Origin of the sequence: Pseudomonas sp., from assembly GCF_030683065.1 — a bacterium.
Classification (GTDB): Bacteria; Pseudomonadota; Gammaproteobacteria; order Pseudomonadales; family Pseudomonadaceae; genus Aquipseudomonas.
Window position 1 is genome coordinate 37,702 of sequence record NZ_JAUXMX010000062.1, and the last position, 12,764, is coordinate 50,465.

10 protein-coding genes are annotated in these 12,764 nt (G+C 62.6%); 2 read left to right on the forward strand and 8 right to left on the reverse strand.

Annotated features, from left to right (window positions below; genetic code table 11):
• Nucleotides 1-179: 179 nt before the first annotated feature.
• The 8 genes from Q8K09_RS19540 to Q8K09_RS19575 form a co-directional block, all read right to left on the reverse strand.
• Nucleotides 180-1,481 (reverse strand): DUF3426 domain-containing protein, encoded by a 1,302-nt coding sequence (locus Q8K09_RS19540; protein ID WP_305256658.1) that lies wholly within the window; start codon nucleotides 1,479-1,481, stop codon nucleotides 180-182.
• 79 nt (nucleotides 1,482-1,560) lie between these two features.
• Nucleotides 1,561-2,439 carry a 50S ribosomal protein L11 methyltransferase gene (gene prmA / locus Q8K09_RS19545; RefSeq protein WP_305256659.1) on the reverse strand — a complete coding sequence of 293 codons (879 nt, stop codon included), beginning with the start codon at nucleotides 2,437-2,439 and terminating at the stop codon, nucleotides 1,561-1,563.
• Between the two features lie 144 nt (nucleotides 2,440-2,583).
• The gene (gene accC, locus Q8K09_RS19550; RefSeq protein WP_305256660.1) at nucleotides 2,584-3,933 is read right to left on the reverse strand and encodes an acetyl-CoA carboxylase biotin carboxylase subunit; all 1,350 of its coding nucleotides are present in this window, start codon (nucleotides 3,931-3,933) and stop codon (nucleotides 2,584-2,586) included.
• 17 nt (nucleotides 3,934-3,950) lie between these two features.
• The gene (gene accB / locus Q8K09_RS19555; protein WP_305256661.1) at nucleotides 3,951-4,406 is read right to left on the reverse strand and encodes an acetyl-CoA carboxylase biotin carboxyl carrier protein; all 456 of its coding nucleotides are present in this window, start codon (nucleotides 4,404-4,406) and stop codon (nucleotides 3,951-3,953) included.
• A gap of 22 nt (nucleotides 4,407-4,428) precedes the next feature.
• Nucleotides 4,429-4,872 carry a type II 3-dehydroquinate dehydratase gene (gene aroQ, locus Q8K09_RS19560; protein ID WP_079203286.1) on the reverse strand — a complete coding sequence of 148 codons (444 nt, stop codon included), beginning with the start codon at nucleotides 4,870-4,872 and terminating at the stop codon, nucleotides 4,429-4,431.
• Between the two features lie 121 nt (nucleotides 4,873-4,993).
• Complete coding sequence (locus Q8K09_RS19565) at nucleotides 4,994-6,772, reverse strand: protein-disulfide reductase DsbD (protein WP_370869587.1); 1,779 nt, start codon at nucleotides 6,770-6,772, stop codon at nucleotides 4,994-4,996.
• Between the two features lie 294 nt (nucleotides 6,773-7,066).
• Nucleotides 7,067-9,040, reverse strand: coding sequence for a methyl-accepting chemotaxis protein (locus Q8K09_RS19570; protein ID WP_305256663.1), 1,974 nt, complete (start codon nucleotides 9,038-9,040; stop codon nucleotides 7,067-7,069).
• Between the two features lie 187 nt (nucleotides 9,041-9,227).
• Nucleotides 9,228-10,859 (reverse strand): PleD family two-component system response regulator, encoded by a 1,632-nt coding sequence (locus tag Q8K09_RS19575; RefSeq protein ID WP_305256780.1) that lies wholly within the window; start codon nucleotides 10,857-10,859, stop codon nucleotides 9,228-9,230.
• Nucleotides 10,860-11,126: 267 nt separating this feature from the next.
• On the opposite strand from Q8K09_RS19575, the gene Q8K09_RS19580 reads away from it, so the two are divergent.
• Together Q8K09_RS19580 and Q8K09_RS19585 are read left to right on the forward strand one after the other, a co-directional pair.
• A complete protein-coding gene (locus Q8K09_RS19580) occupies nucleotides 11,127-12,194 on the forward strand; it encodes a DUF2333 family protein (protein WP_305256664.1) in 1,068 nt (355 codons plus the stop codon).
• A gap of 24 nt (nucleotides 12,195-12,218) precedes the next feature.
• Complete coding sequence (locus tag Q8K09_RS19585; RefSeq protein ID WP_305256665.1) at nucleotides 12,219-12,734, forward strand: NUDIX hydrolase; 516 nt, start codon at nucleotides 12,219-12,221, stop codon at nucleotides 12,732-12,734.
• The last annotated feature ends 30 nt before the right edge of the window (nucleotides 12,735-12,764 follow it).

Genomic DNA, 12,764 nt, shown 5'->3' on the forward strand with positions numbered 1-12,764 from the left:
GGGCTTCCGAGCGCAACAGACGTGCTGCTGAGACCAATAGGAGACTGCAAAAAGGGTGGGAATCATACCCGCTCTGGATGACTGGATAAAGGCTGTTTTGAACAAATTCTGAACAGCTCTCGGCTTATTGCCCGCAGTTATGTCGCGCACGGATTGCCACACAATCCGTGGCGTGCAGGTTATTCCGGCGAGTGGAAGCTCAGGCTGTAATTCACTGCCTGGGTGCCGGGGTCAAGAATGTCCAGAGACACATGAATCGGTGTCTGCGGGGGCATTTCTGCCTGGCCTGCCAGTTCGCCGGCGAGGTATTCGCTGGGTTTGAAACGGCGGCTCGCCAGTAGTCGACCATTGATGTCGGCAAAACGCATTTCCAGCAAGGGGAATGGTTGGGCGAAGGGCGCGCGGTTGTAGAGGATGGCATCGACGACCAGGGCGCCGCTGAATTCGGGGTGGCTGCGCACCACCAGGTTGCTGCTCTTGATCTGGGTGATTTCGACCTTGGATGGCAGCGCGCAACCAATCAGCGGGCAGAGCTGCTCGAACCAGGGGCGGTATTGATCCTGGCGGGCCAGTTCGGCGAAGTTGTAATGGATGTGCTGTCCGGCTAAGGCGGTTGCGGCCAGCAGGTTCAGCAGCCCCCAGCCGAGCCAGCGGCCCCAGGGTTTGCGTGGTGGCTGCCAGTCAAGTTGCAACGGTTCGTCATCCAGCTCGAACAGGTGCTCGTCGCGCAAACCAGGCTCGCTGCGAGCCGTTTTTTTGTCGGCTGGCTGCGCCTTGGTGGGCTCTGGATGTTGTTCGTCGAGGTCCGTGCCAATGCTGGGGTCGTCGCGATGAGCATTCAGGCCTGACTCTTCCGGTCCGGGTTCTTGGGTGTTCGGTTGCAGTGCCTGGAGCGTGAGCGGCGGCAGATCACCTGCCGCGTTATCTGCGATGTGCGCGGTATCTGGTTCCGGTCCATCGTTCAATGGGGCGATTTTCTGCGCTGCAGCGCTGTGAGCGCTCAGTGTCGGCTGGGGCGCGTCCGCATGCAGAAGCGCATCTGCCCAGCTTTCGTCATGTTGCTGTGGCCCGGTGTCGGGTACTGCGCGAAAGGCGTCGGTGTGCTCGGGCATCTGCTTCAGCGCGAGGAACTGCTGCGACAGCTGCTGTTCCTGTTCCTCCAGCTTAGCCAATTCCTCATCGAGGTCGAGGCTGTCGAGGTCCAGGTCGTCATGAATCCACAGCGTGTCACTGGTGCTTTTGCCGTGCGCGGCAGCCTGATCGGGTTTTGATGCAGGCGCGGGTTCGTCGGTCGGGTAGATCGGTGCCGGCGCCGCTGTATCAGGCAGCTGTTGCCCCACTTCGAGCAGTTGTTGCGCCGCATTGAATACATGCAGGCAAGCTCCGCAGCGCACGGCCCCACGGGCGGCACCCAGCTGCGCGAGGCTTACGCGAAAGCTGGTACGACAATTGGGGCACTGGGTGACGAAACTTTCGGTCATGCGGTGATCCGGCGGCCTGCGCTCAAGGGAAGCAAGGCGATTAGTCTAACGCAAGTACCTGAACAGGCGGCAATGCAGGCTAGCGGCGTATGCCGCTGATGCGAACCCAGCCGTCCTTCTGCGCAGTCGGGTCGAGCACGAAGGCATCGGCATACGCTGTGCGAACGTCTTCGGCTTGCTCGGCGAGAATGCCTGACAGGGCCAGACGTCCGCCTGTTTTGACCAGGCGGATAATCTGCGGGGCCAGCGACACCAAGGGGCCCGCGAGGATATTGGCGACCACCACGTCGGCCTGCTGCTGTGGCAGGTCGGCCGGCAGGTAGAGTGGGAAACGGGCGGGGTCGATGCCGTTGCGCCCGGCGTTGTCGCGCGACGCTTCCAGGGCTTGTGGGTCGATGTCGGTACCCACCGCCTGTGGCGCGCCGAGGAGCAGGGCGGCAATCGCGAGGATGCCCGAGCCGCAGCCAAAGTCTAGCACGTCGCAGTCAGTCAGCTCCTGGCTGTCCAGCCACTCCAGGCACAGTGCGGTGGTCGGGTGGGTGCCGGTGCCGAATGCAAGGCCGGGATCGAGCAGCAGGTTGACCGCGTCCGGCTCTGGCGCCGCATGCCAGCTGGGCACTATCCACAGACGTTGACCGAAGCGCATGGGGTGGAAGTTGTCCATCCAGCTGCGTTCCCAGTCCTGGTCGGCAATTACCTCAGCCTGGTGCTCGGGCAGTTCGGCACCGGTCAGCAGTTGCAGGTGGGCGAACACCGCGTCGGCCTCGGTGTCGGCTTCGAACAGGGCGAGCAGGTGGGTGTGCGACCACAACGGGGTGGTGCCCAGGTCCGGCTCGAAAATCGGCTGGTCTTCGGCGTCCATAAAGGTCACCGAGACCGCACCCACCTCCAGCAGGGCGTCTTCGTAGGTTTCTGCCTGATCCGGGGTGATGGCGAGACGGACTTGTAACCAGGGCATGGGAATCCTCGTGAGCGCTGCGGCGGGATGGTGCAAATTGGCGCGCAGCTTACTTGAAGCGATGGTCCGGCTGCCACCGCCGCGTCAGGCAGAAACGACAAGGGCCGCCCAATGGCGGCCCTTGTCTGTGCGCTTCGCCGAAGCTTAGTGCTTATCCATACCGAGTTTCTTTTCCAGGTAGTGGATATTCACGCCGCCTTTGCAGAAGCCCTTGTCGCGGACCAGCATGCGGTGCAGCGGTACGTTGGTCTTGATGCCGTCGACCACGATTTCATCCAGGGCATTGCGCATGCGCGCCATGGCTTCGTCGCGGGTAGCGCCGTAGGTGATGATCTTGCCGATCAGCGAGTCGTAGTGCGGCGGTACGGTGTAGCCGCTGTACAGGTGCGAATCGACCCGTACGCCGTTGCCGCCCGGTGCATGGAAGTGATTGACCTTGCCGGGGCAGGGCATGAAGTTGTCCGGGTCTTCGGCGTTGATTCGGCATTCCAGGGAATGGCCACGGATCACCACGTCGTCCTGGGTGAACGACAGCTTGTTGCCAGCGGCGATGCTGAGCATCTCCTTGACGATGTCGATACCGGTGACCATTTCCGAAACCGGGTGCTCAACCTGTACGCGCGTGTTCATTTCGATGAAGTAGAAATTGCCGTCTTCATAGAGGAACTCGAAGGTGCCGGCGCCGCGATAACCGATTTCGATGCAGGCATCGACGCAGCGCTTGAGCACTTCGGCACGCGACTTCTCGTTGATGAATGGGGCCGGTGCTTCTTCCAGCACTTTCTGGTGGCGGCGCTGCAGTGAGCAGTCACGATCACCCAAGTGGATGGCTTGGCCTTGGCCGTCAGACAGTACCTGGACTTCCACATGGCGTGGGTTACCGAGGAACTTCTCCAGATAAACCATCGGGTTGCCGAACACCGAACCGGCTTCGCTGCGGGTCAGCTTGGCCGATTTGATCAGGTCTTCTTCCTTGTGCACCACGCGCATGCCGCGACCACCGCCGCCGCCAGCGGCCTTGATGATCACCGGGTAGCCCACTTCGCGGGCAATCGCCAGGGCAGTTTCCTCGTCTTCCGGCAGTGGGCCGTCGGAGCCGGGCACCACCGGTACACCGGCGCGCTTCATGGCATCCTTGGCCGATACCTTGTCACCCATCAGGCGAATGGTGGCGGCGGTCGGGCCGATAAAGGCGAAACCTGAGTTTTCCACCTGTTCGGCGAAATCGGCGTTTTCCGCGAGGAAGCCGTAGCCCGGGTGGATCGCCGTGGCGCCGGTCACTTCGGCGGCGCTGATGATCGCCGGAATGTTCAGGTAGGACAGGGCGCCGGACGCCGGGCCGATACACACCGACTCATCGGCCAGGCCCAGGTGCATCAGGTCACGGTCAGCGGTGGAGTGCACCGCGACGGTCTTGATGCCCAGCTCTTTGCACGCACGCAAGACGCGCAAGGCGATCTCGCCGCGGTTGGCGATCAGAACTTTTTCCAACATCGCAGGCTCTCCGCGTTTCAAACGATGGTGAACAGAGGCTGATCGTATTCCACCGGCTGGCCGTTCTCGCCCAGGATGGATTCGATGGTGCCACTGCTCTCGGCCTCAATGTGGTTCATCATCTTCATCGCCTCGACGATGCAGAGGATGTCACCTTTTTTAACGACCGTGCCGACTTCAACGAAGTTGCCCGAGGTCGGCGAAGCGGCGCGGAAGAAGGTGCCAACCATCGGCGAACGCACCACGGTGCCGTTCAACTTGGCAGCAGCCGGAGCGGCTTCGGCAACGGCAGCAGCGACGGGTGCCGGCGCAGCTGGTGCGGGCTGTGGCGCGTACATGGGCTGCTGGGCGTAGGTCGGTTGCTTGCCGTGACGGCTGATGCGTACAGACTCTTCGCCTTCGCGAATTTCCAGCTCATCGATGCCGGATTCTTCCAGCAGTTCGATCAGTTTTTTGACTTTACGTATATCCATAGTGGCTCAACTCCCAGTGAGGTCAGGGTTGTTCAAGTTGTTCGAGTGCGGCCTCCAGGGCCAGCCGGTAACCGCTGGCGCCAAGACCGCAGATCACCCCTACAGCTACATCGGAAAAGTAGGAGTGATGGCGGAAAGCTTCGCGTTTGTGCACGTTTGACAGGTGCACTTCGATGAATGGGATGCTCACCGCCAGCAATGCGTCACGTAATGCGACGCTGGTATGGGTGAAAGCGGCGGGATTGATCAGGATAAAGTCGACACCTTCACCTTTTGCGGCGTGAATGCGTTCGATCAGTTCGTACTCGGCATTGCTCTGCAGATACAGCAGATGATGGCCTGCCTCGCGGGCGCGGCGCTCAAGGTCGAGGTTGATCTGTTCCAGGGTGGTGGCGCCATAGACGCCCGGCTCGCGAGTGCCAAGCAAATTCAGGTTGGGGCCGTGCAGCACCAGTAAGGTGGCCATGATGCGCTGTTCCTTGTTGTTGTCACCGCAGGACTATGCCGGAGGCGGCGCAAGGATGTCCAGTTCTCTGCAATAGCCAACACGATGTCGGTAGTTTGCGTCATTTATATGACTGTGAGCGTTAGAAGCGTTCGCTTGCCTGGCTCATGCGCGCAGCGAAGGCTGCTACGTCGATTTCGCCCACCACGCGCAGGTCCTGCCATTCGTCGCCCTTGGCATCAAACAGCAGGATCGCCGGTGGGCCAAACAGCTGGTAGCGATCAAGCAGGGCGCGCTGGGCCGGGTTGCTCTCGGTGATATCGAAGCGTATCAGGCGGTAATCGCCCAGCTGGCTAGCGACTTGCGGGGCGTTGAGCACTTCGCGCTCGATCACCTTGCAGCTGATGCACCAATCAGCGTACCAGTCGAGCAGCAGCGGTTTGCCGGCGTTTTTTGCAGCGACGAAGGCGGCATCCAGCTCGGCGGGGGTGCTGATGGTTTGCCAGTCGTTCGATTGCATTTGCCTATCTGTGCTGCCGGCCAGCGGCATGTGTCCGAACGGGCGCAATGGATCGTTGTGGCCCTGCAGGGCACCGGTCCAGGCGGACAGGGCATAGACTAATAGCATCAGGCCGGCCAGTTGCTTGAGTTTCTGCTTGTGGGTTTTCGGGCCAAGCTCCAGGGCGCCGAGAAACAGCGCGACGCCACCGGCGAGCAAGCCCCACAGGGCCAGCGTCAGTTGACCTGGCAGCACGCGCTCCACCAGCCATATAGAGACTGCCAGCAGCAGTACGCCGAAGGCATTGCGTACACCAATCATCCAGGTCCCCGACTTCGGCAGCAAGGCGCCGCCACCGGTGGCGAACAGCACCAATGGTGCGCCCATGCCCAGACCCAGCGCGAACAGTTTCAGGCCACCGCCCAAGGCGTCGCCACTGGCACTGATATACAGCAAGGCGCCCGCCAGAGGGGCCGATACGCAGGGTGAAACCAGCAGGCTGGAAAGCACCCCAAGTACCGCCGCATTGGCGTGGGAGCCACCGCGGGTCTTGCCTGCCAGGCGGTCCAGCGGTTCGCTGAGCAGGCGTGGCAAGCGCAGTTCGTAGACGCCGAACATGGCCAGGGCGAACACCGCGAAGAAGGCGGCGAAAGGCACCAGTACCCACGCTGACTGCAGGCGTGCCTGCAGGTTGAGGCCAGCACCAAACACCCCCATCAGCGCGCCAAGCACGGCGAAACAGAGCGCCATCGGCAGCACATAGGCCAGCGACAGGCTGAAGCTGCGCAGGCCGCCAACTTGGCCGCGCAGCACCACGCCGGAGAGGATCGGCAGCATTGGCAGTACGCAGGGGGTAAAGGTCAGGCCCAGGCCGGCGAGGAAGAACAGCGCCAGGTCGGTCCAGCTCCAGTTATTGGCGGTGGTACCCGGCGTGCTGGCGGGGCTGGCGTCGGGCAGGCCGCCACCAATCTTCAGCTGTTCGGTTTCCGGTGGGTAGCACAAGCCCTTGTCGGCGCAGCCCTGGTAGCTGACGCTGAGGTTGAACGGGCGGTTGTCCGGATTTTCCAGCGGCAACTCGACATCCAATATGCCGTAGTAGACCTCGATATCGCCGAAATACTCGTCGAATTTCGCCTCGCCGGCCGGCATCTTCGCGGTACCCAGGCCGATGTCAGCAGGCTCGCTGCTGAATTGGAAGCGGTGCTTGTAGAGGTAGTAGCCCTCGGCGGCGACGAAGCGCACCGTGACCGACTCTGCAGAGCTGTCGACCAGGCTCAGGCTGAACGCCTCGCGCACCGGCAGGAAGTCCGCACTGTTGTTGAGTGGCGCGCCGAGTGGCGCCGAGGCTGGGCGGTTGTCGAACAGGCCGGCGCCAGCAGGCAGTGCAACCAGCAGCAGGATCAGGCAGAGCAAACGGCGCATGGCGGTCTCGCGGGTCGGAAGTGTCCGCATCATAAACCAAGCCAGTGGCCTAACGTCAGGGCGCAGGCTGTAAGCGGGCTTGTCAGACGGACCAATGACCCGTTGGCGGCCCCGTACGCCGCGCCCGCGACAGATGGCCGCGCCTGACCTGTAAGTGCGCTACAGCAGGCCGTTGAAAAATGTAGCGAGCGACGGCTAGGCAAGGCGAAATCAGTCGAGGAAGCGGAGTGTACGAGCTGTACATGAGCATTCCGAGACTGATTTCAACGCCGCATAGCCGAGCGCAGTAGTTTTTCAGCGGCCTGATAGGCGAAATGCCTGCACCGCCGTATGTAGCTGGTCGCCCACCTGCAACAGCCGATCGCCTTGCTGACGCCCCTCGCCGATGCGCACCAGGTTGTCGCCGCCAAGTTGGTGGATGCGCTCGCTGTGACCGCGAATCTCGCTGACTGCGCCGCTTTGCTGGGCGGTGGCGTCGGCGATGCGCTCGGCCATGCTGGCGATGGTGCGAATTGCTACGATGATTTCATCGAGTGCGCCATCGGCTGCTTCAGCCTGACCGGCGCTGGCTTGGGCGTGTTCGACCTGGGCGCGCATGGCGTCGACGGATTGTCGGGCGGCCTGTTGCAGGCGACCGATCAGCGCCTGGATTTCCGAGGTGGCGCCGCTGGTGCGCTGCGACAGCGAGCGCACCTCGTCGGCGACCACGGCAAAGCCGCGTCCAGCCTCGCCGGCGCGTGCCGCTTCGATGGCTGCGTTGAGGGCCAGCAGGTTGGTTTGCTCGGCGATGCCGCGAATCACCGTCAGCACGTTGCCGATGGTCGCGGTTTCCTCGGCCAGGCGTTCGATAGCCTGGGCATTGTCCTGGACTTCGCCGACCAGGGCATGCAACCCGCTGAGGCTCTGACCGATCACCTGCTGACCCTGCTCCAGGGCGCGATCGGCATCACGGCTGGCGTCGGCGGCCTGGCTGGCGTTCCCTGCGACTTGCTGGATGGTTGCTTCAAGTTCGCCGAGGGCATCGCGAATCTGTGCGGTATCGCCCGCCTGGCGTTCCGCGCCGGCATGCAGGCCACCACTGAGGTCGGCCAGGGTGCGACTGGAGCTGGCAACCTGTTCGGCGTGCAGGCGGATGCTGCCAACCAGATCGACCAGGTAGACGCGCAGGCGGTTCAGTGAAGCCTCGATGTCACACAGCTCGCGGGTGCGCGAGCCGAGCGTGATGTCCTCGGCGAAATCGCCTTGGGCCCAGGCCGACAAGGCTGGCACCAGATGGTTGAGGACCCGGGTCAGGCGCCGTTGAATCGTGTCGATGGTTAGGGCGATCAGCAGGATCAGGCCGATCATCAGGCCTTGGAGCAGGCGCACCTCGCCCTGAATTAGACCATGCTCGGCACGTACGGCAGGCTCCAGGGTGGCGAGCGCTTGCTGCACGTCATCGACCTGGCTGCGGGTGGCACTGGCCAGGGTAACGCGCTGTTCAACCAGGCTACGGGTGCGTTGCAGTTCGTCAGGGTAGCGGCTGATCAGGCTGGCAAAGTCACGCTTGAGGGCAATGCCGCGGTCTTCTGCTGGCGTGCTGCTACTGTCGCTGGCCAGGCCCAGCAGGGCGGAAAAATCATCGCTACTGGAGCTGCTGTCGTCGGCTACGCCCAGCAGGGGCAAGGCCTCCAGGGCTTGCGCCTGAAGGCCAAGTGCAGCCAGCTCGCGCTCAACGTCGCGGACCAGCTCGCTGCGTCCGCTGCTGACCAGTTTGTCGCGGGCGTGGGCCAGGCGAGTTAAATGCTGAGCCGCGACAAACAAGGGCAGGCGGTAGGCGTGCGCCGCATCGGCGCTCGCGCTGTCGGCATAGCGCGCCAGTTGTTCCAAGGCGCCGCCCATCTCACGCTCGGCCTGCAGCAGCAAACCCTGAGGATCGCCCGCCAGCTTGCCGGCGGCGAGCAGTTGGTTGGCGCTGAAACTCTGCAGTGCTGCCAGACTGGGGCGCAGCTCGGCGGCCAGTTGTGGCGGCAGTTCGGCAATCGCGGGCGCCATGTTGTCCAGGGCCTGGATCGCTGCGCTGTGTTGCAAGGCATCGCCGCTGGCGAGGTAGTCGAGGATATTGCGCGCCGCCTCCCGTTGAAACTGTTGGGACAGGCTCAGGTAGCGCTCCATCAGCAGGTAGGGCCGCTCCAGGGCGCGCTGCGACCACCAGAGGGTGGCAGCCAGGGCCACGCAGACGGTAACCAGCAGCAGGGTATTGAGGTTGGTAAGTGATTTCAGGCGCATAGGGCTCGACCGTAGACGGAAGGGAGCTGGCGTGCGCCCGATGACGCCAGGCGCAACCGCTATACGGCTGAAGTTATTGCGTTTTCATGACAGGTTGATGACGCTCAAGGCTGACGGCAATGGTGCGCAGTGTCTAAATGCCACCGCTGCCGCTCCTGCAGGTCCGGTATCGCGGAGTCGGGCCAGATTAGCTCGGGGCTATTTCCGTGCGATACACCTCGACCCGGTTGCGCCCGCCATGCTTGGCCACATAGAGCGCTTCGTCGGCGTGCTGGGTCAGGGTTTGGCTGCTTGTATTGTCCTGTAGTTGGGCGATGCCGCAACTGAAGGTGCAGGACAGGTCCTGCGGCTGCGCCGGGTAGCGGATCTCGGCGAAACGCCGGCGGATTTCCTCGAGCACCTGCTGGGCCGCCTTGGCGTCGGTGTTGGGCATAACCACGGCAAACTCTTCGCCTCCGTAGCGACCGATGTGGTCGCTCTTGCGCAGGCGCTGCTTGAGGAACAGCGCCAGGCTCTTGATCACCCGGTCGCCCATGGGGTGGCCATAGTTGTCGTTGACCTTCTTGAAGAAGTCGATATCGAGCATGGCGAAGCTCAGCGGCTGGCCGTCGCGTTCGGCGCGGAAGCGGGCATCTTCGAGCAATTGCAGGGAGTGGGTGTGGTTGTACAGGCCGGTGAGGCTGTCGCGTACCATGCGCGCCTTGAGGTTGCGCGCGCGGGCGACGCGGTTGCGCACAGTGGCGATCAGGTGGCGTGGCTTGATCGGTTTGGTCAGGAAGTCGTCGCCACCTTCGCTCATGGCGTCGAGCTGCTTGTCGAGGTCGTCTTCTGCGGACAGGTAAATGATCGGCACGCTGACATAGCGGTCGTTGTGACGGATCACTTTGGCCAGTTCGGTGCCGTTGCACTCGGGCATGTACATGTCGAGGATGATCAGATCTGGCTGGAATTCTGCCAGCTCGGTCATGGCTTGAATCGGCTCGGTCAGGGTGCGGGTGAGAATCCCGGCGCTGTTCAGGGTGCGTGCGGTGTAGGTGGCCTGGGCGCGCGAGTCGTCGATAATCAGTACTTTGTAGGGCTCGTACTGCGCCACTTGGGCCAGCACTTCGATGCGTTCGAGCAGGCTGGATGCGTCCAGGGTGCCGGTGAAAAACTCCTGGCCGCCAGCGCGCACCGCCGCCAGGCGTGTCGGCGTGCCGGTTTCCTGGTGGCTGTAGAACAGCAGGGGGATTTTCTCTTCGAGGTTTTGCTGCACCGCTTGGGCCAGTTGCAAGCCGGCCCCGGGGCCGGAAAAGTCGACGTCCATGAGGATCGCGGCCGGATGGCGTTCGAGCATCGCCGAACGGAACGCATTGGCCGTGTCCAGCGCTTGTGCGGTCATGCCGAAGTACCCCAGCTGCTGGGCCAGGTGTTCGGCTCGCTCGAGGTGTTGCAAGGCCAGGTAGACCGGCTTGCGCAGCGGCGGCAGTGCAGTCTGTTCGAAATGGTCGCCGCGGCGCAGTCCAGTGCGCGACAGGCGCTGCATGAGCTGGTTGAGTTGGCTTATCAGGTCGCTGTTGAGGCGTCCGCGGTTGCCTGCGACCGCTTCCAGGCAAGCGCCGATAGCTTTCGCCAGCTGCAAGTGCTCGGCCTGCTCGAAACGCTCGGCGTAGCGCTGCAGCAGCAGCGTGGCTTCGCTGAGGTCATGCATGCCGCGCTCGTTCCATTCGCTGCGCTGCAGGCGTTGCCACGCTTCGAGGGTCTGTCGCGCCTGGTGGGTCACGCGCTGGGCGAAGTGCTGCTTCAGGCGGTCTAGACTAGGGTCTTCGTGCTCGGTCATGGGCTTGATTTCGCGTGAGGCGACGGAGGCAGTCTGCCGTGGTAGCTCGATGCTATCACTGCTGGTTTGGCCAGTAATACCACCGATCCGTCGGCGTGAGCCTTCGGTCACATTGAGCGCGGCGCTGCCCTGGTGTTTCAGCGTGCTAAGTTGCTCGCCAGCGCTGCGCATCAGCCTATGCTTCATTTATAGTGCAAGGCTATTGCGCAGCCTGGGGTCTGGGTTTGCGGTTCAATAGCCAAATGCTTTAGCTGAAAGGACACTGCCATGCTGGATTGGAAAAAAAGCGCTGCAGGCGCGCGCGATAGCGTCGACGACTCGGTGGATAACGTGCGCAGCTACCTGGGTGGCGGTTGGCTAAGTCGCTCAATCGGCGGCTTGCTCGGTCTTTATCTGCTGGTGGCGCTGGTGGTCGGCTGGTACTGGAGTCAGGAGCCCGAGCAGTTTCCGGTGCAGCAGTATGCCGAGGCAGCGGCGCAACGTGCGCAACACCAGATGGTCAATGGCTATACCACGGTGGTCACCCTGAAGCATGTCGCCAGCACCCTGCTGGATAAGCCGGGCGGTTACTTGGCCAACGATCTCGCGCCACCGGGACTTTGGCTGGACAACATGCCGAGCTGGGAATACGGCGTACTGGTGCAGGTGCGCGACATGGCGCGTGCCCTGCGCAAGGACTTCGCCCGCTCGCAGTCGCAATCCACCGAGGACCCTGATCTGGCCAAGGCCGAGCCACGCTTCCACTTTGACAACAAAAGTTGGGCACTGCCGGCATCCGAGGCGGAATACCGCGAAGCGATCAAGTCACTCGACCGTTACATGACACGTCTGGGTGATCCAACTCAGTCGACCGCACAGTTCCATAGCCGCGCCGATAACCTCAATGCGTGGTTGGGCGATGCTGCCACTCGCCTGGGGTCGCTGTCGCAACGCCTGTCGGCCAGTGTTGGCCAGGTGCGCCTGAACACCGATACCGATTTGAAAGACGTGGTGGAAGGTCAGGCGGTACAGGTCAACGAGGGCAGTTACGAGACCCCGTGGATGCAGATCGACAACGTGTTTTACGAAGCCCGAGGCCAGGCCTGGGCGTTGTCGCATCTGCTGCGTGCCATCGAAGTGGATTTTGCAGATGTGCTGGCGAAGAAGAATGCCACCGTAAGTGTGCGGCAGATCATCCGTGAGCTGGAGGCCGCTCAGGAAACCTTGTGGAGTCCGATGATCCTCAACGGCAGTGGTTACGGTCTGCTGGCCAACCACTCGTTGGTCATGGCCAACTATATTTCTCGCGCCAATGCCGGGCTCATCGATCTGCGTCAATTGCTGTCGCAGGGTTAACCGGTGGCCATATCAGACGCTGAGATGGCGCATCGCGCAGCCTCCGATGCGGAGCTGATCGCCTGGGTCGACGAGCAGGATCGGCCGCTCGGTGGTGTGTTGCGCGCCGAGTTACGCGAGCGTCGCTTGCTGGGTCGTGGGACTTACATTCTGCTGTTCAACTCGGCCGGTGAGCTGTGTGTACACCGACGAACGCTGAGCAAGGCACTCTATCCGGGCTACTGGGATGTGGCTGCAGGAGGCATGGTGCTGGAGGGTGAGAGCTACGCCGAATCGGCTGTTCGCGAGCTGGCCGAGGAGCTGGGTATTGAGGATGTGCTGCTGGTCGAGCACGCGCATTTTCTCTATGACGCCCCTGAAAGCCGGTTGTGGTGCCGGGCTTACTCGGCGGTGTCCGATGCACCGCTGGTGCTGCAGCCGGAGGAAGTGCTGGAGGCGCGGTTTATCTCCATCGATGAGGCGCTGGCGGAAACGCGACACCTGCCGTATTGCCCCGATTCACTGGCCGCCTTGCAGCGTTATCTGGAGGCTCGATCGTAGGGTGCGCCATGCGCACCAGCCTTCTGCGGG

Excerpts from the sequence above, each read along its gene's own strand:
- accC (WP_305256660.1), bottom strand. The coding sequence starts at position 3,933 with ATGTTGGAAAAAGTTCTGATCGCCAACCGCGGCGAGATCGCCTTGCGC.
- Q8K09_RS19575 (WP_305256780.1), bottom strand. The coding sequence starts at position 10,859 with ATGACCGAGCACGAAGACCCTAGTCTAGACCGCCTGAAGCAGCACTTC.
- Q8K09_RS19570 (WP_305256663.1), bottom strand. The coding sequence starts at position 9,040 with ATGCGCCTGAAATCACTTACCAACCTCAATACCCTGCTGCTGGTTACC.
- Q8K09_RS19540 (WP_305256658.1), bottom strand. The coding sequence starts at position 1,481 with ATGACCGAAAGTTTCGTCACCCAGTGCCCCAATTGTCGTACCAGCTTT.
- Q8K09_RS19585 (WP_305256665.1), top strand. The coding sequence starts at position 12,219 with ATGGCGCATCGCGCAGCCTCCGATGCGGAGCTGATCGCCTGGGTCGAC.
- Q8K09_RS19580 (WP_305256664.1), top strand. The coding sequence starts at position 11,127 with ATGCTGGATTGGAAAAAAAGCGCTGCAGGCGCGCGCGATAGCGTCGAC.
- aroQ (WP_079203286.1), bottom strand. The coding sequence starts at position 4,872 with ATGGCCACCTTACTGGTGCTGCACGGCCCCAACCTGAATTTGCTTGGC.
- Q8K09_RS19565 (WP_370869587.1), bottom strand. The coding sequence starts at position 6,772 with ATGCGCCGTTTGCTCTGCCTGATCCTGCTGCTGGTTGCACTGCCTGCT.
- accB (WP_305256661.1), bottom strand. The coding sequence starts at position 4,406 with ATGGATATACGTAAAGTCAAAAAACTGATCGAACTGCTGGAAGAATCC.
- prmA (WP_305256659.1), bottom strand. The coding sequence starts at position 2,439 with ATGCCCTGGTTACAAGTCCGTCTCGCCATCACCCCGGATCAGGCAGAA.